At 61.8% G+C, this 21,269-nt stretch carries 20 protein-coding genes; 7 read left to right on the top strand and 13 right to left on the bottom strand.

Going from position 1 to position 21,269, the window contains the following annotated elements; all coding sequences use genetic code 11:
- Positions 1-15 precede the first annotated feature (15 nt).
- The 6 genes from TL5118_RS06660 to TL5118_RS06635 form a co-directional block, all read right to left on the bottom strand.
- On the bottom strand, positions 16-1,233 hold the full coding sequence (locus tag TL5118_RS06660; RefSeq protein WP_242601739.1) for an MFS transporter: 1,218 nt from the start codon (positions 1,231-1,233) through the stop codon (positions 16-18).
- Positions 1,234-1,361: 128 nt separating this feature from the next.
- Positions 1,362-2,759, bottom strand: coding sequence for a dihydrolipoyl dehydrogenase (gene lpdA, locus TL5118_RS06655; protein WP_058241888.1), 1,398 nt, complete (start codon positions 2,757-2,759; stop codon positions 1,362-1,364).
- Between the two features lie 145 nt (positions 2,760-2,904).
- Positions 2,905-3,495 carry a DUF924 family protein gene (locus tag TL5118_RS06650; RefSeq protein WP_058242072.1) on the bottom strand — a complete coding sequence of 197 codons (591 nt, stop codon included), beginning with the start codon at positions 3,493-3,495 and terminating at the stop codon, positions 2,905-2,907.
- 126 nt (positions 3,496-3,621) lie between these two features.
- Positions 3,622-4,890, bottom strand: a complete 1,269-nt coding sequence (locus TL5118_RS06645) for an MFS transporter (RefSeq protein ID WP_058241887.1) — start codon at positions 4,888-4,890, stop codon at positions 3,622-3,624.
- A 166-nt stretch (positions 4,891-5,056) separates the two neighbouring features.
- The gene (gene queA / locus TL5118_RS06640) at positions 5,057-6,109 is read right to left on the bottom strand and encodes a tRNA preQ1(34) S-adenosylmethionine ribosyltransferase-isomerase QueA (RefSeq protein WP_058241886.1); all 1,053 of its coding nucleotides are present in this window, start codon (positions 6,107-6,109) and stop codon (positions 5,057-5,059) included.
- 69 nt (positions 6,110-6,178) lie between these two features.
- Positions 6,179-9,523 (bottom strand): YhdP family protein, encoded by a 3,345-nt coding sequence (locus TL5118_RS06635; RefSeq protein WP_082626124.1) that lies wholly within the window; start codon positions 9,521-9,523, stop codon positions 6,179-6,181.
- 130 nt (positions 9,524-9,653) lie between these two features.
- Here TL5118_RS06635 and TL5118_RS06630 point away from each other — a divergent pair, with 130 nt between their 5' ends.
- The 5 genes from TL5118_RS06630 (at position 9,654) to TL5118_RS06610 (ending at position 13,766) form a co-directional block, all read left to right on the top strand.
- A complete protein-coding gene (locus TL5118_RS06630; RefSeq protein ID WP_058241885.1) occupies positions 9,654-10,109 on the top strand; it encodes a peroxiredoxin in 456 nt (151 codons plus the stop codon).
- A 33-nt stretch (positions 10,110-10,142) separates the two neighbouring features.
- The gene (locus TL5118_RS06625; protein WP_058241884.1) at positions 10,143-10,979 is read left to right on the top strand and encodes a ferritin-like domain-containing protein; all 837 of its coding nucleotides are present in this window, start codon (positions 10,143-10,145) and stop codon (positions 10,977-10,979) included.
- A gap of 265 nt (positions 10,980-11,244) precedes the next feature.
- On the top strand, positions 11,245-12,570 hold the full coding sequence (locus TL5118_RS06620) for a M23 family metallopeptidase (protein ID WP_058241883.1): 1,326 nt from the start codon (positions 11,245-11,247) through the stop codon (positions 12,568-12,570).
- Complete coding sequence (locus TL5118_RS06615; RefSeq protein ID WP_058241882.1) at positions 12,560-13,036, top strand: bactofilin family protein; 477 nt, start codon at positions 12,560-12,562, stop codon at positions 13,034-13,036. Before TL5118_RS06620 ends, TL5118_RS06615 begins: the two co-directional genes overlap by 11 nt.
- A 97-nt stretch (positions 13,037-13,133) precedes the next feature.
- Positions 13,134-13,766 carry a hypothetical protein gene (locus tag TL5118_RS06610; protein ID WP_058241881.1) on the top strand — a complete coding sequence of 211 codons (633 nt, stop codon included), beginning with the start codon at positions 13,134-13,136 and terminating at the stop codon, positions 13,764-13,766.
- Between the two features lie 15 nt (positions 13,767-13,781).
- Here the strand turns inward: TL5118_RS06610 and TL5118_RS06605 are convergent, their stop codons facing one another.
- The 7 genes from TL5118_RS06605 to TL5118_RS06575 all read right to left on the bottom strand — a co-directional run bounded on the left by TL5118_RS06605 (position 13,782) and on the right by TL5118_RS06575 (position 18,932).
- Positions 13,782-14,315, bottom strand: coding sequence for a DUF5946 family protein (locus TL5118_RS06605; protein ID WP_058241880.1), 534 nt, complete (start codon positions 14,313-14,315; stop codon positions 13,782-13,784).
- Between the two features lie 83 nt (positions 14,316-14,398).
- Positions 14,399-14,836 carry a ribose 5-phosphate isomerase B gene (gene rpiB, locus TL5118_RS06600; protein ID WP_058241879.1) on the bottom strand — a complete coding sequence of 146 codons (438 nt, stop codon included), beginning with the start codon at positions 14,834-14,836 and terminating at the stop codon, positions 14,399-14,401.
- A 76-nt stretch (positions 14,837-14,912) separates the two neighbouring features.
- Entirely contained in the window at positions 14,913-15,497 is a 585-nt protein-coding gene (locus tag TL5118_RS06595; protein ID WP_058241878.1) for an HNH endonuclease, read from the bottom strand.
- Positions 15,498-15,803: 306 nt separating this feature from the next.
- On the bottom strand, positions 15,804-16,469 hold the full coding sequence (locus TL5118_RS06590; RefSeq protein ID WP_058241877.1) for an alpha/beta hydrolase: 666 nt from the start codon (positions 16,467-16,469) through the stop codon (positions 15,804-15,806).
- Positions 16,466-17,098 (bottom strand): DNA-3-methyladenine glycosylase family protein, encoded by a 633-nt coding sequence (locus TL5118_RS06585; protein ID WP_058242070.1) that lies wholly within the window; start codon positions 17,096-17,098, stop codon positions 16,466-16,468. Before TL5118_RS06585 ends, TL5118_RS06590 begins: the two co-directional genes overlap by 4 nt.
- A 14-nt stretch (positions 17,099-17,112) precedes the next feature.
- A complete protein-coding gene (locus TL5118_RS06580) occupies positions 17,113-17,877 on the bottom strand; it encodes a cobalt-precorrin-6A reductase (protein WP_058241876.1) in 765 nt (254 codons plus the stop codon).
- Entirely contained in the window at positions 17,874-18,932 is a 1,059-nt protein-coding gene (locus TL5118_RS06575) for a cobalt-precorrin-5B (C(1))-methyltransferase (protein ID WP_058241875.1), read from the bottom strand. The genes TL5118_RS06580 and TL5118_RS06575 overlap by 4 nt, the downstream gene beginning before the upstream one ends.
- A gap of 88 nt (positions 18,933-19,020) precedes the next feature.
- On the opposite strand from TL5118_RS06575, the gene cobA reads away from it, so the two are divergent.
- Both cobA and TL5118_RS06565 read left to right on the top strand, forming a co-directional pair.
- Complete coding sequence (gene cobA, locus TL5118_RS06570; RefSeq protein ID WP_058241874.1) at positions 19,021-19,872, top strand: uroporphyrinogen-III C-methyltransferase; 852 nt, start codon at positions 19,021-19,023, stop codon at positions 19,870-19,872.
- Entirely contained in the window at positions 19,869-21,173 is a 1,305-nt protein-coding gene (locus TL5118_RS06565; RefSeq protein ID WP_058241873.1) for a cobyrinic acid a,c-diamide synthase CobB, read from the top strand. Before cobA ends, TL5118_RS06565 begins: the two co-directional genes overlap by 4 nt.
- Positions 21,174-21,269 lie beyond the last annotated feature (96 nt).

Genomic DNA, 21,269 nt, shown 5'->3' with positions numbered 1-21,269 from the left:
ACGGCGACGCCGTACTTAGGCCCGGGCCCGCAGCCGCGCCAATCCCAGATGCGCCAGGGCCCCGGCCAAAAGCACCAGCAGCGCCAACATCATCATGCCCACATAGCCCGCCCAAGCGCCGATCATCAGCATGACCGGCGTGCCCAGCGTGTTGCCCAAATTGCCGGTCTGCGCCATCGCGCCATTGGCGGCGGCGCGATCCCCCTCGGCCGCATTCAACTGCGGCACAATGGTAAACCCGGCCCCCTGCACCAGCCCCAGCGCAAAGGCCATCGCCAGACACAGCAACGGCGCCCCCGGCCAGAGGGTCAGCGCCAAAACCACCAGCGCCGTCAGCACAAAGCCAATGACCGCCACCCCGACAGCTGTGGTGTAGCGCAGCAGATAAACCCCCAGCGTCATCGCGCTGACAATGCTCATCAAGGGCATCGCGCCAAGGGTCAGCGCCCGCCATTCTTCCGGAATTGTCGGCGGCAGCAGAGTCAGAAGGCTGACAAAGCAGAAGGTGTAAAACAGCCAGCCCACTGCGGCCGCGTTCACAAACGGGCTGCGATAGATCGCCAGATGATGCGCCAGCAGCCCGCTCAACCGCAGCTCGGGCACCGGATGCGGGCTGGGCGGCAGGGTGACCAGCGACAAAAGCAGCGCAAAGCCAACCATCCACAGACCATGCACCACAAACAGCGCCGCAAGGCCCGCGTGATCCACCAAAGGCAGGCCAAACCAGGCCAGCAGGGTAAAGGCCACGCCGAAAAACGTGCCCCAAAGCGTCATGACAAACCCATGCCAGCGCGGGGGCGCAATCCGGGCAATCAGGGTCGGTGCCGCCACTACAATTGCCAGATGCGACAGGCCTTCAAACACCCGGGCGATCAACAGCCATTCCAGCGCCGCGCCGCCCGCCAACAGGGCCGCCTGCGCCAGCGACAGAACGCCGCCCAGGCCAAGCCCCCAAATGAGGCAGCGGCGCAAGCCGATGCGCGCGCCCAAAACCCCGGCAATCACCCCCAGCACAATACCCACGCTGCCCACCAGCGACAGCGCCAGGCCCAGTTGCGTGCCCGCCTCAGGGTACAGCGCGCCAAGCCGGTCAAAGGTCACACTGATCTTGCCGTATTGCGCTGCAGCGCCAAGGCCGGCAAACCAAATCACCGCCACCAAAAAGGCTGCGCGCCGATTGCTCACTGGGTCACTCAGCGGGTCACGTGACATCTGTGTTTTCGGATCTGTCATTTGGCGGACCCTGCCCCGCAATCGGACCAAGGTCCAGCCCCATTCGGTTGCTCCACCCAAGGCCCGGAACAAGCAAAAAGCCGGACCTGAGGCCCGGCTTTCCGTTTTATTTCAGAAGGATACGCTCCTTAGATGTGCAGCGCCCGGCCATAGGCCGCCAGCACACTTTCGTGCATCATCTCTGACATTGTGGGATGCGGGAAGACGGTTTCCATCAGATCTTCTTCGGTGGTCTCCAACTGACGAGAGATCACGTAGCCCTGAATCATCTCGGTCACCTCGGCGCCAACCATATGGGCGCCCAGCAGCTCACCGGTCTTTTCGTCAAAGATGGTTTTGACCATGCCTTCGGCTTCGCCCATCGCGACCGCTTTACCGTTGCCGATGAAGGGAAATTTGCCAACCTTGATCTTGTAGCCCGCCTCTTTGGCCTTCTCTTCGGTCATCCCGACCGAGGCGACCTGCGGATGACAATAGGTACAGCCCGCGATGGAGCCTGGCTTGATCGGATGCACTTTCTGGCCCGCGATCAGTTCGGCCACCATGACACCTTCGTGGCTGGCTTTGTGCGCCAGCCAAGGCGCGCCGGCGATATCGCCGATGGCATAAACGCCCTCGATGCCGGTACGGCAATATTCATCGGTGATCACATGGGTGCGGTCGATCTGCACACCCAGCGCTTCCAGCCCCAGACCCTCGGTGTTACCAACAATGCCCACGGCAGAAATCACCGTGTCATATTCATGCTTCTCGATCTTGCCGCCCTTTTCGATATGGGCAACAACGCCCTTACCCGGGGTACGGTCCAGTTGCTTGACCATCGCCTTTTCCCAGATGGTCATGCCCTGTTTCTTGAACTGCTTCTTGGCAAAGTCCGAGATGTCCTTGTCTTCCACCGGCAGCACGCGATCCATCACCTCAACCACGGTCGTGTCAGCGCCCAAGGTGTTGTAGAAGCTGGCAAATTCGATACCGATTGCGCCGGAGCCGATGACCAGCAGTTTCTTTGGCATACGCGAAGGCTTCAGCGCATGGCGGTAGGTCCAAACCAGATCACCGTCCGCTTCCAGGCCTGGCAGTTCGCGTGCGCGGGCGCCGGTGGCTACGATGATGCTGGGTGCGGTCAGCTCTTCGGTGCCTTTGTCAGTTTTGACCGAGACCTTGCCCTTGCCGGTGATCGTCGCCTCACCCATGATCGAGGTGACTTTGTTCTTCTTGAACAGACCCTTGATGCCGCCGTTCATCTGCGCGGCAACCTTGCGCGAGCGGTCCACGATAGCATTCAGATCAAAGCCGAACTTGTCTGCGGTCAGGCCAAATTCCTTAGCGCGTTCAAATTGATGATAGACCTCAGCCGAGCGCAAAAGCGCCTTCGTGGGAATACATCCCCAGTTCAGGCAGATGCCGCCCAAATGTTCGCGTTCCACGCAGGCCACGTTCAGACCCAGCTGTGCTGCACGAATAGCAGCCACATACCCACCGGGACCCGCCCCGATCACCACGACGTCAAATGATTTGGAAGCCATCAGCCCCTCCGATTCCTGAATTAGTTTGATATTAAACTATTTTTTTCCACGGAACAACAAACAGAAAACCCCGCAGCGATTTCATGCGCATGCGGGGTCTAACATATTCTTTTTACATCAATTTCTAGAGGCAACGCGCCCCTGATTATGCCGGTGTGGCCACTGCCGCCCGCAGGGCGCGCACCACATCGCCGTAACCGCTGTTGGCAAGGAAGTCCTTTTCCTGTGGTGTGCAATGCCGGTTCAGCGCCTCATTGCGATAGGGGAAACGGCCGAAATCACGGATCACTTTGCGATGCGCCTTGGCGTGCAACAGGTTGCTGGGGCCAGTTTCCGGCATCCGTTCCTTCATCATCCGCACACAGCGTTCCTGATCACACAGGTTTTCTGAATGCATCAGCGGCAGATAGAAGAACTGGCGCGCCGGTTCATCAATCTTCATGTCCCACTTGTGATCAATGGCGATCTTGGCTGCGGCCAGTGCTGCCTTATCCGTCGCAAAGGCCTCCCCCTTGCCGCGGAACATATTGCGCGGGAACTGATCCAGCAGAATGATATAGGCCAAGGCGCCCGACGGGTAGGTCAGCCACATGCCGAACTTGCCCTCCTTCGCCTGACGCCAGGCTTCGCCAAAACGGCTGCGAATGGTGGCATCCAGTTTTTCATCCACCGCATACCAGCCGTCTGGACCCACTTCATCCAGCCAGAATTTCAGAACCTCGTCTGCCCCGACCATCGGTTCCTGAGTTGCTTTTGCTGCCCCGTTCATGCCTGCCTCCTGTTCGCAAACGGCACCCTCGATGACCCAAGGTTAATAACGAAAAACCGTTGAAGAACAGTCAATTTTTGCAACGGTTCTGTATTAATTCCCGTCATTTTGCGCATCGTCTTCTTCGTTTGCGCTATCAATTGCGTATTCCCGCGCAAACTCCACCGCAACCGGCGTCGCTGAGGGCATAACGGGGGTGTATGTTGTGGTGTCTTCGGCCGGAATCGCCGCGCGCTGTGTCATCCGGTAGAGTGCATAGCCCGCCATGGTCAGCATCAGCACCGCAATCACAAAGAAATAGCCCTGCGGCCCGGAAACCGACATGATCCACCCCGCGATCACAGGCCCCAGGATCGCCCCCAGCCCGTTGATGAACACCAGACCACCCGACGCGGCCGCCATGTCATCGGGGTCCAGGAAGTCGTTGGTATAGGCCACCAGCAGCGAATAAAGCGGGTTTGAGGTGCCGCCGATTAGGAAGGCCGCAACCAGCAGGATCTGAAACTGACCACCAAGCGCCATACCCACAACCGCGCCAATGCCGCCCACCAGCGAGACCGCCACGATCAGCACCCGCCGGTCCATCCGGTCCGACAGCCAGCCCAGCGGGTATTGCAGCAGAACCGCCCCAACATAAAACGCCGCCACAAAGATCGAGATCTGCGGCAATGTCAGCCCAACCTCCCCGCCGTAAACCGCCGCCATGCCGAACTGCGCTGCAAAGACACCACCGAGCAAGAACATACCCATGCAGCCCAGGGGGGACAGCTCCAACAGCTCTTTGATCGACAGGGGTTTGGTGGTGTCAAAGGCCGGCGTCGGGGTGATCGACAGCAAAATCGGCGCAAATGAGATGGAAACCAGCACCGAGGGGATCACAAACAGCACGTAGCCCGACGGGTCCGCCACCAACAAAAGACCCTGCGCCGACACGATCCCGGTCATCTGTACGATCATGTAGAGCGACAGCGCCTTGCCACGGTTTTCATTGTCGGCCGCATTGTTGATCCAGCTTTCGGCCGTCACGTAAACGCCCGAGAAACAGAATCCGATCACCACCCGGCCCAGGGCCCAGGCCACGGGATGGGCCAGCACCGGGTAAAGGATCAGCACCGCCGACACCATGGAGGCCAGCGCCGCAAAGACCCGCACATGCCCCACGCGGCGGATCATCTCTGGCGCCATGCGCGATCCGCCCAGAAAGCCGACGAAATAGGCCGACATCACAATCGACATTTCAAAGGTCGAAAACCCTTCGATATCGCCGCGCACACCAAGCAAAGTCCCCTGCAGGCCGTTGCCGACCATCAGGAGCATCAAACCAAGAAAAAGCGCCCAGGCGCTCGACAGGATCTGGATCATTTTCGTTGTCCCAGCTGGGGGGCCCAAGGACGGGGCCAGGATGACTAAACAGAATCGCTGGGTAGCTTAGCATGCCGCCGAAAGATGAGATGAAAACGACCCGGCCGGGTCGTTTCCAATCCGCCGGGGCAGAAAAGTCAGGTGTCGGTTACGGCCAACTGGGGGATCAACCCTTGGGGATCAAAAGCGAGGCATCGCCATAAGAGAAGAAGCGATAGCCCTCAGCCACCGCATGGGCATAGACCTGATCCATCACCTCTTTGCCCATCAAGGCAGACACCAGCATCAACAGGGTCGATTTCGGCAGGTGGAAATTGGTCATCAGCGCATCGGTCACATTGAACTGAAATCCGGGGTAGATGAAGATATCCGTCTCCCCTTCCCAGGCGGCAATCTGCCCCCCGCGCGCCGCACTTTCGATCAGCCGCAGTGCCGTGGTGCCCACCGGGATCACCCGACCGCCCGCAGCTTTGGTCGCGCGCATCTCCTCGGCGGCGGCCTCACTGACCTGGCCCCATTCGGCGTGCATCTTATGGGTGGTCACATCCTCCACCTTGACCGGCAGAAAGGTGCCCGCGCCCACATGCAAGGTCACATGGGTGAAACGGACGCCGCGCGCCTCCAGCGCCGCCATCAGCGCCTCATCAAAGTGCAGCGATGCGGTGGGCGCGGCGACTGCGCCCGCGTTTTTGGCCCAAAGCGTCTGGTAGTCTTCTTTATCCTGCTCATCCGCAGCACGTTTGGCGGCGATATAAGGCGGCAGCGGCATTGCACCGGCCTCGGCCAGCGCGGCGTCAAAATCATCGCCCGTCAGATTGAACCGCAGATGCGCCTGCCCGTCCTCTTTCGCCTCCAGCGTGGCGGACAAGGCGGCGGAAAACTCAATCACCTCACCCTCGCGGATCTTTTTCAGCGGCTTCAGCAGCGCCGCCCATGTGCCATCGGCGCGGGGTTCCAGCAGGGTCACATCCATCTTGGCCCGGGTTGGCCCTTCGGCGCCCAGACGCGGACGTTCCCCAAACAGACGCGCCGGGATCACCTTGGTGTCATTCAAAACCAACCGGTCGCCGGGACGCAGCCAATCGGGCAGATCTATTGCCACCTGATCATGGATCGCTCCGCTGTCACAGACCAGCATCCGCGCCGAGGACCGCGGTTTCGCAGGCCGCGTGGCAATCAGGGTTTCAGGCAGGTCGAAATCGAAATCAGAGAGTTTCATCGGATCCGTTCTTGGGTAAAGGCGGCTTGGGGCATAGGCACATTGGGGCAAAGCCAGATAGGCTTGCGGTTACTGCCCCACCTGCGGCGGTGGGCGGCGGAATATCTCTCTAAACATGCCGGGTGTAAAGAGCGACAGCGGATTGACCTGAACCCGCGGATTTTCGGCCGACCCTTTCAGCAGATAGTTAAAGCCAATCAGCCCCTCGCCCTTGCGGGTCAGAATGGCGCCGATGCCGTTGAACATATAGACCGGCGACAACACACCCTGAAAATCCATCGTGCCCGATTTTAGGTTAAAGATCCCATCCATCGAAATCCCCATGGAGGCCCCCACGGCCGAGGATTTCTGCAACAGCAGTTGCTCCGGGGTCAGGCGGAATTTGGCCTCCACATCGGAAAACATGATGCCGCCGCCCGCCATCTGCTCCAACACGCCAACCACGCTGACCGCATGCAGCAGGCTGGCCAGCGCCGGCACCTCGGTCACCCGGGTGTTAGATACCTGCAGCGTGCCATCGTAATACCCCTGCTGCGTCGCCGGCGACAGGCGCAGCAGCATGTCACCATCGCGCGCCTGTTTCAGCAGCCCGGCCGCTTTGAACACGCCGCCGGCATCTTCGCTGCGGATCTCATAGCTGGCGCGGCTGCCGGCACTGGCCACGCGCCCCGTGATGGCCGCCGCACCGTTGACCCGCGCGGTGAAATCACCGTTCAGTCCGACGCCCGCGTTAAACCGCCCCGTCAGACCGGTCAGGCTGATCCCATCCGAAATGCGCAGCCGGTCCAGTTTGACCTCCAACGGAGTGCTGCCCCCGGCGGTGGAACCACCATTGGCACTGGCGGGCCTGCGGCTCAGATCCACGGTGCCGCCAGGCAGGTTGACCGCAGGTGCGCGGCCCTTGCCCCGTCCGGTCAAGATCACCGGTGCATCCAGCCACCCCCCGGCCTGCACCCGATCAAACCGGGCGCTCTGCAACCCGCCATCTGCCGCAAGCGTCAGCCGCCCCGCAGCGCTTAGCCCCGGCGCACGCAGGGACAGCGCATCAACCCGCACCGGTTTGCTCAGCGCGCCGCGAATGGAAAACTCCCCTTCGCGCGATTGCGGCAAAGACCAGCCAAGCGGCGGCACCGACAGGCCCAGACCGGCCAGATCGCTGGTCAGTTCAAACAGCGGCGGCTGATCCTTTTCCAACAACAGCGTCATCCGCCCCTCACCCGCGCCGCGCAGGGTGCCTTTGGGCAGGGTGATGTTCAGCGCCTCCAGCGCCTCGGGCGTGATATCAACGGTGCCGTACACCTGCGCCTTGCCACGCTCCTCTTTGCTGAGGCCGCTTTCATAAACCGCATCAAAGGGCACGCCATCGACGGTGCCCGGCCCGATGATCACCAGCCGGTCATTGTCCACCGACAGTTCCAGCCGCTCCGCACGCAGCGTCTTTTCCGGCACCAGCGTGGTGCTTTCCATGCCAGCCAGCAGCGCCTCAATCTCATAGCGCACCATTTCCGGCGGCAGCTTCTTTTTCAGCGGCATCCGCAACTGCCCCGTGGCCGCCACCTGCCCGGTCGCGAGATCCAGATCCCTCCCGGCCTTATCAAGGACCGAAAGGGGCGGCAGGTTGAGCAGCGACAGCGCCGCGGTCAGATTGCTGCGTGCTACCAGATTAACCTCCGCCGGGGCGGGTTTGATGGTGATGTCGGGGATAACGAAGGTGGTGCCGGTGATATCGATCCGCCCGCCCTCAGGCGGGGTGATATAGCCACCATCGCCGGTGACCGCGAAACGTTTGCCCTCCAGCACGCCGTGGCCCATGCCCGCCTCAATCGGTGGCAGGTGGCGTGAGTAGCGCACATTGGCATCCTGAAACTCAAAACTGGCAAAGATATCATGCTCTTGCCCGGGCATCTTGCGGTAGGCGAAATGGCCGTTTCGAATGTCCGCATGGTAAATGTTTTCCGCAACCCACTTGCGGTTTTTCACCCGAAACTCCTCAGGCCAAAGCCGCAGCACCGCCTTGGGGTCCAGGGAGGCCGCCTGCGCCGAAACCGACAGCGCCCAGCCATCTTCCGCAGCGCGTGCCCGGCCATTGGCGACCAGCGTCTGACCCTCCGCCTCCAGCGTCAACTCGCCCATGTGCAATTCAAACGGATCCAGCGTCAGCCGGAAACTCATCGCCGCGCGGTCGACCGACACCGGCTCTGGCACCAGACCTTCGGGGGCGGCGGTCAGATCGGTCAGGGTAAATTGACCTTGAAACGCCTCAGGAATGCCCGCCTCCAGCCCCTGCAGCACCGCCTTGCCCTCGGCCTTCAGCGACACCCAATTGCTGTCCACAGTCAACTCATCAAAGCTGAGGCTCTGGCTGACCGGATCAAAGGTGAAGTAACTGCGGGCCGAGCGGAACGGCACCGGTTTCGTCTCCGCCGTGGGTTGGATCACGCCCTCAGCAATCTGCAAGGTGCCGCTGATCGGACCCAGATCGCCCTCTGGCGTGACCGAGCCGCGCAGCGCGCCGGAAATGGGGGCCTGCACCGCCTCCAGCCAGGCGACTGCCGCCGATTGCACCGCAATATCCGGCCCCGGCATATCCTCAAAACTCATCCCGAAGCGCGCAGCCGTTTCGCCAATCTTGCTCTCAAAATTGGTTTCGACCGTGGTGACATATTGGTGCCCGCCCAGCAGCGCCATATCGCCCCGGATGCGCAGATCATCGCCCTCCCGGGTCAGGCTGACGCGGCCGCCATCCACCGTCCAGGCGCGGCCCACGCGGGCATCCTCAAACCGCAGGATCATCGCCTCCGCAGTGACATCGCGCAGGTGGCGCAGCTCATCGCTTTGCATCAGCCGGTCCAGATTGGCGATCAGCTCGGCCGGGCTGGCGGCCTGTTCAACCTCGGGCAGGCTGGCACCGAAAGCCAAATCAAAGGTCCCGTCAGCGCGGCGACGCACAAACAGTTCTGCGCCCGAGACCCGCAATTTGCCCAGCCGCATTTTGCCATCCAGAAAAGGCCGCGCGGCCAGTCCCGTTTCCAACTCGCCCAAGGCCAGGATCGGGCGACCATCTTTGCCGTCAATCTCCACCCCTTGCAGCAGCACCCGGGGCTTCAGACCGGAGGAGACCTCAAAGTTGATCCCCTCAAAGCGCACCTCTGCCCCCGGCACCATGGTGGACAGCCGCGCCTCCAGCCGGCTGTGCATCCAGGCTGGGACCGCCATTTCACGCCCGATCAGCAGCAGCGCTACAATGACCAACGCAATCAGCAACAGCCCCATGCAGCCACAGCCCCACAGGCCCGCGCGCAACAGGCGGCGGCGTTTACGCGGGGCTGCGGGTGCCGGTGTGTCGACGGCTTCGTCGACGGGTTGGTTCACCGGCGCCTCTTTTGGGTCATCTGGCGTCTGTGCGGGCTTCACCGCTTGCGCTCCTGCTGCTCGTCCCTCTCCGCGTCCGCCGCTTGCTGCGGCATTTTTGGGCGGATGACTTTCATCTTCTTGATGCAAGGCTATACCTACTGCCAAGCATATTCAATTTAGAGGACAAGACGTGTCACATAGCCCTGCCCCCGATTTCACTTTGCCGCAGGATGGCGGCGATCCCGTCACCCTGTCCGCGCTGCGCCCGGCCCCGGTTGTGCTGTTTTTCTACCCGCGCGACAACACGCCCGGCTGCACCACCGAAGCCCAAGGGTTCACTGCCATGAAAGCAGATTTCGAAGCCCTAGGCGCCCTGGTGTTCGGCATATCCAAAGACAGTATCGCCAGTCACGCAAAATTCCGCGAGAAGAAGGATTTGGGCATACCTTTGCTGTCGGATGAGGAAACCACCGCCTGTGAGGAATTCGGCGTGTGGAAGGAAAAATCCATGTATGGCAAGAAATTCATGGGGATTGAGCGGTCTACCTTTCTGATTGATGGCACCGGGGCGATTGTACGCGAATGGCGTAAAGTAAAGGTTAAGGGCCACGTCGAAGAGGTTCTGGACGCGGTCAAAGCACTGTGAGACAAGCGCCCCTAGATTGATCCTGAGGGGCGCATGAGCCAGAAAACTCTGACACAGATGGCGGTGGAGGTACTCACCACCGCCGATGGCCGCGCAAAAACCGCGCTGTCACATAAATACGCTGCCGAATGGTTTGCCGCCCGCGCGGCCGGCACCCCGTTGCCCGTGGGCGAAGCAGAACCACCCCTGCGCCCGGCCCGCCCAGAGCAGCCAGAGCTGCTGGATCCCCGCGACGTGCCGCGCCGCCGCCCCGGCAGCCCTGAGGGACGCAAAGCGATCCTGCATGCGGTGGCCCATATCGAACTGAACGCCGTGGACCTGCATTGGGACATCATCGCGCGTTTTGGCCATATCAAGATGCCGCTGGGTTTCTATGATGACTGGGTCAAATCAGCCGATGAAGAATCCAAACATTTCAACCTGGTATGCGACTGTCTTGAAGCGATGGGCAGCCACTATGGCGCGATGCCAGCCCATGCTGGCATGTGGCGCGCCGCCGAAGACACGGTGGATGACATCATGGGCCGCCTCGCAGTGGTTCCCATGGTACTGGAGGCACGCGGGTTGGATGTGACGCCCGGCATGATCAAGATCTTCCAGAACGCCAAGGAAACCGCCACAATCGAAGCTCTGGAGGTCATCTACGCCGAAGAAGTGGGGCATGTGGCCTATGGCTCCAAATGGTTCCATTTCCTCTGCGGCCGTCATGAGCTGGACCCGAAGGACGAATTTCACGCCCTCGTGCGCAAGTATTTCCATGGCGCGCTGAAACCGCCCTTCAATGAGGAAAAGCGCGCCGAAGCCGGCTTGCCGCCCGATTTCTACTGGCCGTTGGCGGACCAGACCCCGGCGAAGGGTCGTCCGGCCTAAGGGACAAACGATACACATACGCATGCGCGTTTTGCGTGCATCCCCCCTGCAACCGCCACCAACCGCGCGTTCTTGGTGGCGGCTTTCTGCCCCCTCTAACCCCTTCTGAATCGGCAAATTTCCGCCAAATCGGCGGAAATACGTCCGTAGTCCGACCCTATTCGTCTAAATTTGTTGCCATACGCGGGGGGGCTGTTTAACACCTTAGCCGGTGGACCTGCCACAGAAACGGGCCACGACGAGTGGGGACAAAGGGGACAGACGGGTGAGAACACGTCTTGCAATCAAACTTGACGCCATACTGGAACCATGGTTCCCCGAGCGTCGTTTATTTCTGCGATCGGACAGCGACACGCGGTTTATCCGCCTGCGACCGGCCACCCAGCTGATTGCCTTCGCCGGCAGCGCGTCGGTTGTGGCCTGGGCGATTGTGGCCACGGCGATCCTGCTGATGGACAGCATCGGATCGGGCAACTTCCGCGAACAGGCCAAACGCGATCAACGCGTTTACGAAAACCGCCTGAACCTGCTGGCCGAAGAACGCGACACCCGCGCGGCCGAGGCCATGGCGGCGCAGAACCGGTTCAACCTAGCGCTGGACCAGATCTCGGACATGCAGAGCCAGCTTCTGGCCTCGGAAATTGCCCGGGCTGAGTTGGAAACCGGCATTGAGGTCATTCAGTCCAACCTGCGTGACACCATGGATCAGCGCGATGAGGCGCGCGGCCGTCTGGCGGTGATGCAGCAGATCGGGGATCCGCTGGGCCAGAACCGCAAGGTCGAAGGCTCTGATGACACGCTGGACTTCATGGTCGCCGCGCTGGCGGACACCGCCGCCGAACGTGACCAGATCCTGGCCGATGCCAAGCAGGCGCTGAAAGATGCCGAAGATCTGGAGTTTCAGATCAAGCTGATGGAAGATCAGAACGATCAGATTTTCCGCCAGCTGGAAGATGCGATGACCATTTCGGTGGAGCCGCTGGACAAGATGTTCCGCGCCGCCGGCCTCTCAACCAAGAGCCTGATCGATCAGGTGCGCTCCAACCACGACGGTCAGGGCGGCCCGCTGATGCCGATGTCCTTCTCCACCAAAGGGGAAGAGCCCTCCGCCGATGAGCTGCGCGCCAACCGGATCCTGCGCCAGCTGGATCACCTCAACCTCTACCGTATCGCCGCCTCCAAGGCGCCTTTTGCCAAACCGGTGAAGGACGCGGTGCGCTTTACCTCGGGCTTCGGCTATCGCCGGGATCCGAAAACCGGCGGGCGCCGCCTGCACAAGGGGGCGGATTTCGCCGGCCCCACTGGCACCCCCATCTATTCCACCGCGGACGGCGTGATTGTTCATGCCGGGTGGTCCTCGGGCTATGGCCGTTTGATTAAAATCCAACATGAGTTTGGAATTGAGACGCGCTATGCTCACCTGTCGAAAATTCGCGTGAAGGTCGGTCAAAGGGTCTCGCGCGGGCAACGCATCGGTGATATGGGGAATACCGGACGTTCAACCGGGACCCACCTTCACTATGAGGTGCGTGTGGGCGGCAAGCCTGCAAACCCAATGATCTATATCAAGGCTGCAAACGATGTTTTCTAAAAGCAAAATCAACGAACCCGGCCCCAAAGCCAGCGAAACTCCGAAGCCCGCAGCCCCCGAAGCCGCGGCGCCCAAGACAGATTTCAAACCCACTGCGCCCAAGGCCAAACCGCCGGCATCGGTGCTGTCTTCGGACCTGCACATCACTGGCAACCTGAAAACCACCGGCGACATTCAGGTCGAAGGCACTGTGGAGGGCGACATCCGCGCCCACCTGCTGACCATCGGTGAAACCGCCACCATCAAAGGCGAAGTGGTTGCCGATGACGTGGTGATCAACGGCCGTATCGTAGGCCGCGTGCGTGGCCTGAAGGTGCGCCTGACCTCGACCGCCCGCGTCGAAGGTGACATCATCCACAAAACCATCGCGATCGAAAGCGGCGCCCATTTCGAAGGCTCCGTTCAGCGTCAGGACGACCCGCTGTCGGGTGGCAAACCTGCCAAGGCGCCCAAAGCCGAAGGCTGATCCCCGGCGGATCCCCAACGGATCTAAGACATTCCAAGGCGTCCCCAGAAGGCATTTCGGGGGCGCCTTTTTCGTTTCTAGCTAATCAGCTTCGGCTATGCTTTATTTTCTGTCCCTTCTGTTTCTATTGATCGCCGCCGCCCTTGGGGCAGCTTGGATCTGGCTCCTCCTTGGGCTGAGGACATCAGGCAAGCGTTGGACCTACGGCGCGCTGGCGCTGCAACTCTCCCTGATCATAACCTTCATTGTTCTCGCAATGGGTGGAGGATGGTCCGCCGTGATCGGTTTCCTCTGGCCACTGCCAACCGCTGTGCTGGTCTCCGACTTGCTCCTACAGCATTCAAATTTCTACGCTGACTTCTACTACCTCCCGCTTGGCGCGGGCCTCTGCCTCGCCTTGATCGCTGCGATCTTTGCGCCCCTGCGGATCTGGACGCCGCTGATTGTAGTGGCCGTTGTAATCCCGCTCGCCCTACCGATGGCAGAGAGACACAGCCGTTCCCTGATGTGTCAGCGCGCCCTCGCCCTTGGCGCATCGGAGGTCAAGCGCCACAGTTTCCTCTGGTCGCTTCGCCACATCCGCACCAGTTTCCTGGGCGAAGCACATGGCCTCACCATGGCAAACGGGCAGACCTACATCTGGAGCTACAAACGCCTTAACTGGTCCCCCGTGGACACACAGCCCTACGCGCAACCCGGTTACATTCAAACCGCCTGCGGCAAGGCCTAGGGCAACGCGGACCCTTCACAGCCCCATCCAGCGCCCAACCCAATCACGCACATAGCCATGATGCGCCGCCCAATCAGCCCATGTCGCCTCTGCCCAGGTGATCACCCGCGCGGCATGCTCCGGCCCGCCCGCAAAAGGCGCAACATCCGCCACAGTCACCGCAAACCGCGCTGGCGGCGCCAACCACTCCAACGTTGCCTTATGCCGCCCGAGCCCCAGCATCACCGCATTCGTCGCCTCCGCACCACGCGGATGGCCAGCCGCGCGATCCTCTAGCTGCACATATAGCCGTGCCAGATGCAGCCCGACCGATTGCACCATCCGCCGCTCTGACCCGTCACCGGGGTGCTGTACCGCATAGGTGTCCACGCTCAGCCGGTGCGTCGCCAACAAAGCGGGATTGCTGTATTCATGTGCCAGCACTGCCGTGAACCGCGCGTAACAGGCGGGACTGGCGGTCATATAGTCATGGGTGGGCCCCAGTTCAGGGTCCAGATCGGCGCCGCAGCCGGGGCAAATCCGCGACGCGTCTGTCAGTTTGGCAGCCATCCCCTAACATTCCCTTAATCAAAACCAAAAAGCGCCCCCAGATCCCTCCGGAGGCGCCCAAAATTTCGCATCGAACAGCAAAATCAGCCTTCGATCATATCCACGCGGGTGGCGTGGCGGCCGCCTTCGAACTCGGCTTCCAGAAAGGCATCGACGATTTCCAGCGCCAGCCCTTCGCCGATCACACGCGCGCCCAGCGACAGCATGTTGGCATTGTTATGGGCGCGGATCATCTTGGCCGAGAACACATCGGAACAGACACCGCAGCGGATGCCCTCAACCTTGTTGGCGGCCATCATGATACCCTGGCCGGTGCCACAGACGATGATGCCCAGATCCGCCTCACCGGCCACAATCTTCTCTGCCGCGGCTTTGCCGTGGATCGGGTAATGGGTGCTTTCGCTGGTCATCGGGCCGATGTCGTCAACCGCCCAGCCCTTGTCCGCCGCATGTTTGGCGATGGTCTTGCGCAGCTCGATGTCAGCGTGATCGCTGGAGATCACAAGGCGTTTGGCGGTCATGGCAGGGTTCCCGATTCCAATGGGTCAAAGATCTGCCGCCTTGGACCAGTTTCAAGCCCAGTTGTCAAACCTCTGCTCATGCCTCCAGCTCGGCGTCCCAGTAGAGGTAATCCATCCAGCTCTCATGCAGCATATTGGGCGGGAATTTGCGCCCCACGTTGTTCAACTCAGACGCGGTTGGCCGCCGCGGCACCTTGCGCAGCGACATGCCCGCCCGACGCAGCGACTTTGACCCCTTTTTCAGGTTGCAGGGCGAACAGGCCGCCACAACGTTTTCCCAGCTGGTAATGCCCCCGGCGGCGCGCGGCACCACATGGTCAAAGGTCAGATCGCCCCGGCTGCCGCAATACTGGCAGGAAAATTCATCCCTCAAAAACAAATTAAAGCGCGTGAAGGCCACGCGCTTTCTGGGTTTCACATAGTCTTTCAACACCACAACCGAGGGGATTTTTATTCGGGTGCTGGGGCTGGCCACTTCGGCGTCATATTCCGCAACGATGTCCACCCGGTCCAGCCAGACCGCTTTCACCGCCTCCTGCCAGGGCCAAAGCGACAGCGGGTAGTAAGACAGCGGCCGGTAATCCGCATTCAGCACCAGCGCCGGGTGCTGTTTCAACGCGCCGCGTTCACGTACAAACTCATGCCTGAAATCGCCATCCATGGGGGACTATCCCTCCTGCCCTAAAAACGGGGCGCAGATCAGGAAGTCACACAGGATCCCCCGATCCTTGCCTTAATTAACACTATATATCCCGGGATCGATCCGACAACCCCCATGATATAGAGTTCTGCTGCTTTATCTCGCTTACGCAGATGACAGCCATATGACGCTGGAAAAAAACAGCAAACGCCGCCTGCCTTGATGACAGACGGCGCTTTCAACGTTTTCAAAATACTCCGGGGGGAATTGGCCGCAGGCCAAGGGGGGCAGCGCCCCCTCACCCATCATCTCCCACAGGACAGGGCGTTAAAGCCCCAGCTTGTCCCGCATGAAGGCCAGCGCCACCGACAGACCATCGGGGGCAATGCCATGGGCGGTGCCCTTCATGATATGGGCGTAAACCTCTTTAAACCCAGCCTCATCCAGCGCTTCGGCAGCTTCCGGCAGCGATTGCACCGGCACCACATCGTCCTGATCGCCATGCACCAGCAGGATCGAAGGTTTTGAGATCGCCTCATCCTTCAACAGATCCGGTGACATCAACCGGCCCGAGAAAGCCACGATGCCGGCAATCTCATCCTCCCGGCGCGGCGCCACATGCAATGACATCATGGTGCCTTGGGAAAAGCCGAACAGCACCATCTGTTCAGGCAGCAGATCCTCATCCACCAACACCGCATCAAGGAAGGCGTTCAGATCCTCGGCCGCCTGAACCATGCCACGCTCGGCCTCCTCCTCGGAGGAGCCATCGATCCAAGGGATCGGGAACCACTGATAACCCATCGGCGCCCCGGCGCAGTTTTCCGGCGCATCCGGCGCAATGAACAGCGTATCGGGCAGGTGATCTGACAGCGGGTCGGCCAGCCCCAACAGGTCCGCGCCATTGGCGCCATAGCCATGCAGGAACACAACCACCGACCGGGTCACCCCGGATTTGGCCTCTTTGCGGCCCGCCTGCAAAACACGTGTCATCTGATCCCTTCCCGTTGTTTGACATGCCTGTAATAGGCAAAGAGCTGACGGGCTGCAACGGCGCGCCAGGGGCTCCAATTTTCGCTCATCTGACGCAGCTCACGCTCTTTGGGGCGCGCCTCCAGCCCGTAAAGATCCTGCGCCGCCACCTGCAGCGCCAGATCGCCGGGGGCAAAGACATCGGCGCGGCCCAGCGAAAACATCGCGTAGATCTCTGCCGTCCAGACGCCGATGCCTTTGACCGCGGTCAAAACCCTGATGACCTCGGCGTTAGGCACGTCGCGCAGGGCGTCATAATCGATACCCGCCTCAGCCAGCGCCAGCGCATAACGCGCCTTCTGCTGTGACAGGCCCAGCCCGCGCAGATCGTCAAAACTGTAGCGCTGCACGCCTTCGGGACTAACACAGCCCGCATCCTGCAGGCGTTTCCAGATCGCATTGGCCGAGGCCACGCTGACCTGCTGACTGACAATCGCTGACAACAACTCGCCAAAGCCATCGGGTTTGCGCCGCAGCGGCAGCGGCCCGGTCACCGCATAGGCCCGTGCCATCGCCGGATCATGCGCCCCCAACCACGCGACGCCTTCGGCCACGCAATCCTCCGTTTCGATGATCCGCCCCACACCCACGGTCCCAACAGCGCTCACGGCATCACGCCCCGCGCTTTGGCCTCGGCCACCGCCCAGTCCAGCGCCTCCTGCACGGTTTCCACCTGTCGGCCCATAGGTTTTGGGGCGGGCTGCGGGGGCCGTGCAATCATGATGACGCGAATGCCCAGCTCCTTCGCCGCCTGCAGCTTGGCCTTACCTGCCGCCCCGCCGGCGTTTTTCACCACCAACGTGTCGATGCCCAGATCGGTGAACAGTGCTTTCTCCTCCTCCACATCAAAGGGCGGACGCCCAGCGATGTAGCGCCCCTGCGGCATCGGGAAATCCCCCTCAGGCAGGTCAACCACCCGCAAGCTGACGTCACTGTGTGACAGCGCCATGAAGCCGGGCAATGAGCTGCGGCCAGTGGCCAGAAACACCTTTGCCCCCGGTGCAATCCGCGCGCAGGCCTCCGCCGCATCCGGAACCGTGGTCCAAAATTCCCCCGGGCCGGGCCGCCAAGGTGGGCGCAGCAGCTGGCAATAGAGCAGATCCATGTCCGCAGCGACACGTGCCGCCCGTTCGCTGATCTGCGCCGCAAAAGGATGCGTTGCATCAAGGATCAGCTTGATATCTTTTCCAAAAAGGAAATCGCGAAAGGCCGCTTCGCCACCAAAGCCTCCCACACGTGTGGGCACCGGCAGGGGTTTGGGCGCCTCGGTCGCGCCAGCAAGGGAGGCGATCGTCGGCACATAGGCCTGATCCAGCCCCTCCGCCAATTTGCGCGCCTCCCCCGTGCCAGCCAGCAACAAAACCGTCATTGCGCCCCCTCGCCATCGGTCCGCGCCAGCAGCTTGCCCGCGCGGTCAATCACAACCACATCACACTCCACCCCGTCGGGCAGCATCTTTCGCACCTCAACCAGCGCCTTCTGGGCGACCATATCGGCCATATCTTTCCCCATGATCTCATAGGCTTGCAGCGCAGTGTTACACTCTCGCAGCCGCTCATCCCCCAGCCAATCGGCCAGCAGATCAAAATCGACTTGAGAGCGGCCCGCATGCAGATCCCGCGCGCCCTGCGCCAGTTTGGTGATCTTGCCGATGCCACCGCCGATGGTGACACGGGGCAACGGATGTTTGGCGATGTATTTCAACATCCCCCCGGCAAAATCGCCCATATCCAGCATGGCGTGATCCGGCAGGCCATAAAGCCCCTGCACCACCCGTTCCGAGGTCGCACCAGTGCAGCCCGCCACATGAGCCAGCCCCTCGGCCCGCGCCACATCCACCCCGCGATGGATCGAGGCGATCCAGGCCGCGCAGCTGAAGGGCCGCACAATCCCCGTGGTACCTAGGATCGACAGCCCGCCTTTGATGCCCAAACGCGGGTTCCAGGTTTTCGCTGCCAGTTCCTCACCTGCAGGGACCGAAACGGTGATCTGAATGTCAGGCGTCTGCCCCAGACGCGTGGCCATTTCCTCCACCGTCTGGGTCATCATCTGGCGTGGCACCGGGTTGATTGCAGGTTCGCCCGGCGGGATCGGCAGACCGGGTTTCGTGACCTGCCCCACGCCGCGCCCGCCAACAAAGACCACCCCACCGGCTGAGGCCTCGACCCGTGACAGAATCAGCGTCCCGTGGGTGACGTCCGGATCATCGCCCGCGTCCTTCACAATCCCCGCCTCGGCCCAGCCTTCGCCCTGGCGCGCCTCAACCACCTCGAACTCAGGCCTTTCGCCACGGGGCAAGGTGATGCGCACCTTTTCGGGCTTGCCTTCGCCCCACAGCATCATCAGCGCCGCCCGCGTCGCAGCGGTGGCACAGGCGCCCGTGGTCCAGCCACGGCGCAATTCTCTGTCGGGTTTCCGGCTCATAAGGCGCGACTATAGGCTGCGGCGCAACCGCCGCCAATATGTCGTTTCCGGACTTCTCTCTCAGACCGCTGCGGGGCATACAGGGGGCATGACTGACTCGCTCACCCTCCCCGCCCACGATTGGCCCACACTGGAACCCGGCTGGGTCTGGCTTTGTGGTGCAGGTCCCGGCGATCCCGGCCTTCTGACGCTGCATGCGGTGAATGCGCTGCGCCAGGCCGATGTGGTGATCTATGACGCCCTGGTGCAGGAGGCGATCCTGGATTGGGCGCCGCAGGCCGAACATATCTATGCGGGCAAACGCGGCGGCAAACCCTCCGCCAAACAGCGCGACATTTCGTTGCGGCTGGTGGATCTGGCGCGTGCGGGCAAGCGTGTGCTGCGCCTCAAAGGCGGTGATCCCTTTGTCTTTGGTCGCGGCGGTGAAGAGGCCCAGACCCTGATCCAGCACGGCGTCAACTGCCGCATCATCCCCGGCATCAGCGCGGGAATCGGTGGCTTGGCCTATGCGGGCATTCCGGTGACCCACCGCGATGTGAACCAGTCGGTGACCTTTGTGACCGGCCATGACCAGACCGGCGACACGCCATCGTCGCTGAACTGGAAGGCCATCGCCGAAGGCGCGCAGGTGCTGGTGATCTACATGGGTATGAAACATGTGGAGCGTATTGCTGGTGAGTTGCTCTCCGCCGGTCGCCCCGCCGATGAACCCTGCGCTGTCGTGTGTTCGGCTACCACCGACGATCAACAGGTGCTGGAAACCACGCTGGGCCATATGGCCGCGGATATCCAAGCCTCCGGTCTGAAACCGCCCGCGATCCTTTGTGTGGGCCGCTCGGTCCTGATGCGGCAGGTGCTGGACTGGCAGGGCCTGATCGCCGGCCAAGCGCCCCGCAACCTCGATCCCCTCGGGCGCGGTCGCCCGGCCGAACAAGCGTGAACGCCGCCACCGCCCCCACGCCCTCGGGCGGGCTGATCATCGCCGCGCCCGCCTCGGGTGCCGGCAAAACCACCGTCACGCTGGCGCTGCTGCGGCTGCTGGCGCGGCAAGGCATGAATGTGCGAGGCGCGAAATCCGGCCCCGACTATATCGACCCCAAGTTTCACGAAGCCGCCTGCGGCCAGCCCTGTCTGAACCTGGACGCCTGGGCGATGTCACCCGACAGGCTCCGTAGTCTTGCGTCTGGCGACGGCACATTGGTGATCGAAGGGGCCATGGGCCTTTTTGACGGCGCCCCGCCCCAGGGCAAAGGCGCGGTGGCCGATCTGGCGCGTCTGTTCCAGCTGCCGGTGGTGCTGGTCGTGGACGCTGGCCGCATGGCAGGCTCCGTCGCACCGCTGGTTTCGGGCTTTGCCCATTTCGACGCAAATGTCACCATCGCAGGTGTGATCCTGAACAACGTCGGCTCCGAGCGGCATGAGGCGATGCTGCGCCGCGCCCTAGCCCCCCTTGGCCTGCCCGTGCTCGCCGCCATGCGCCGCAATGCCACGCTCACCATGCCATCGCGCCACCTGGGCCTTGTGCAGGCGGGCGAACGGGACGACCTCGACCAGTTCCTCGACCGCGCCGCCGATGCGTTGGCCGAAACCCTCGACCAAGACACACTCACCACACTCCTGCGTCCAACCCCCACCAAATCCAAGGCCCACCGCATCCCGCCGCCCGCGCAACGCATCGCCGTGGCCCGCGATCAGGCCTATGCCTTCTGCTATCCGCACCTGCTGGCGGACTGGCGCGCCCAAGGGGCCGAAATCACCTTTTTCTCACCGCTCGCGGATGACGCCGTGCCCGCCTGTGATTTCCTCTACCTGCCCGGCGGTTATCCCGAACTGCACGCCGGTCGCCTCGCCGCCAATTCAACCTTCTTGACCAGCCTTCGCAAAACTGCAGAAACCACTGAAATTTATGGCGAATGCGGCGGCTACATGACCCTGGGTGAGGTGCTGATCGATGCCGATAGCACCGCGCATCAGATGGCGGGTCTACTGCGGCTGGAAACCTCCTTTGCCAAACGCAAATTGCACCTCGGCTACCGTGATCTGACACCACTGACCGGCCCATTCAAAACCCCGCTGAAAGCGCATGAGTTCCACTATGCCACCACGCTCAGCGCCAAGGGCCAGCCGCTTTTTGCTGCCAAAGACGCCGAAGGCAACGCGCTGCCCGACATGGGCCTCAGCCAGCGCCACGGTCAGGCCTGCACCCACGGCTCCTTCGCCCATCTGATCGACCTCGCCTAACCAGATCCCACTACGGCTCAGACGCAACCGCGGCTTTCACCGTTTCAAAAATACTCAAATCCCACGCTCGACCCCCGGCAAAACGTCACGAATGTG

Source organism: Thalassovita autumnalis (genome assembly GCF_001458255.1).
GTDB classification, from domain to species: Bacteria; Pseudomonadota; Alphaproteobacteria; order Rhodobacterales; family Rhodobacteraceae; genus Thalassobius; species Thalassobius autumnalis.
Note: the sequence above shows the minus strand (reverse complement) of the source record. Positions and strands in the feature narration are given on the sequence as shown.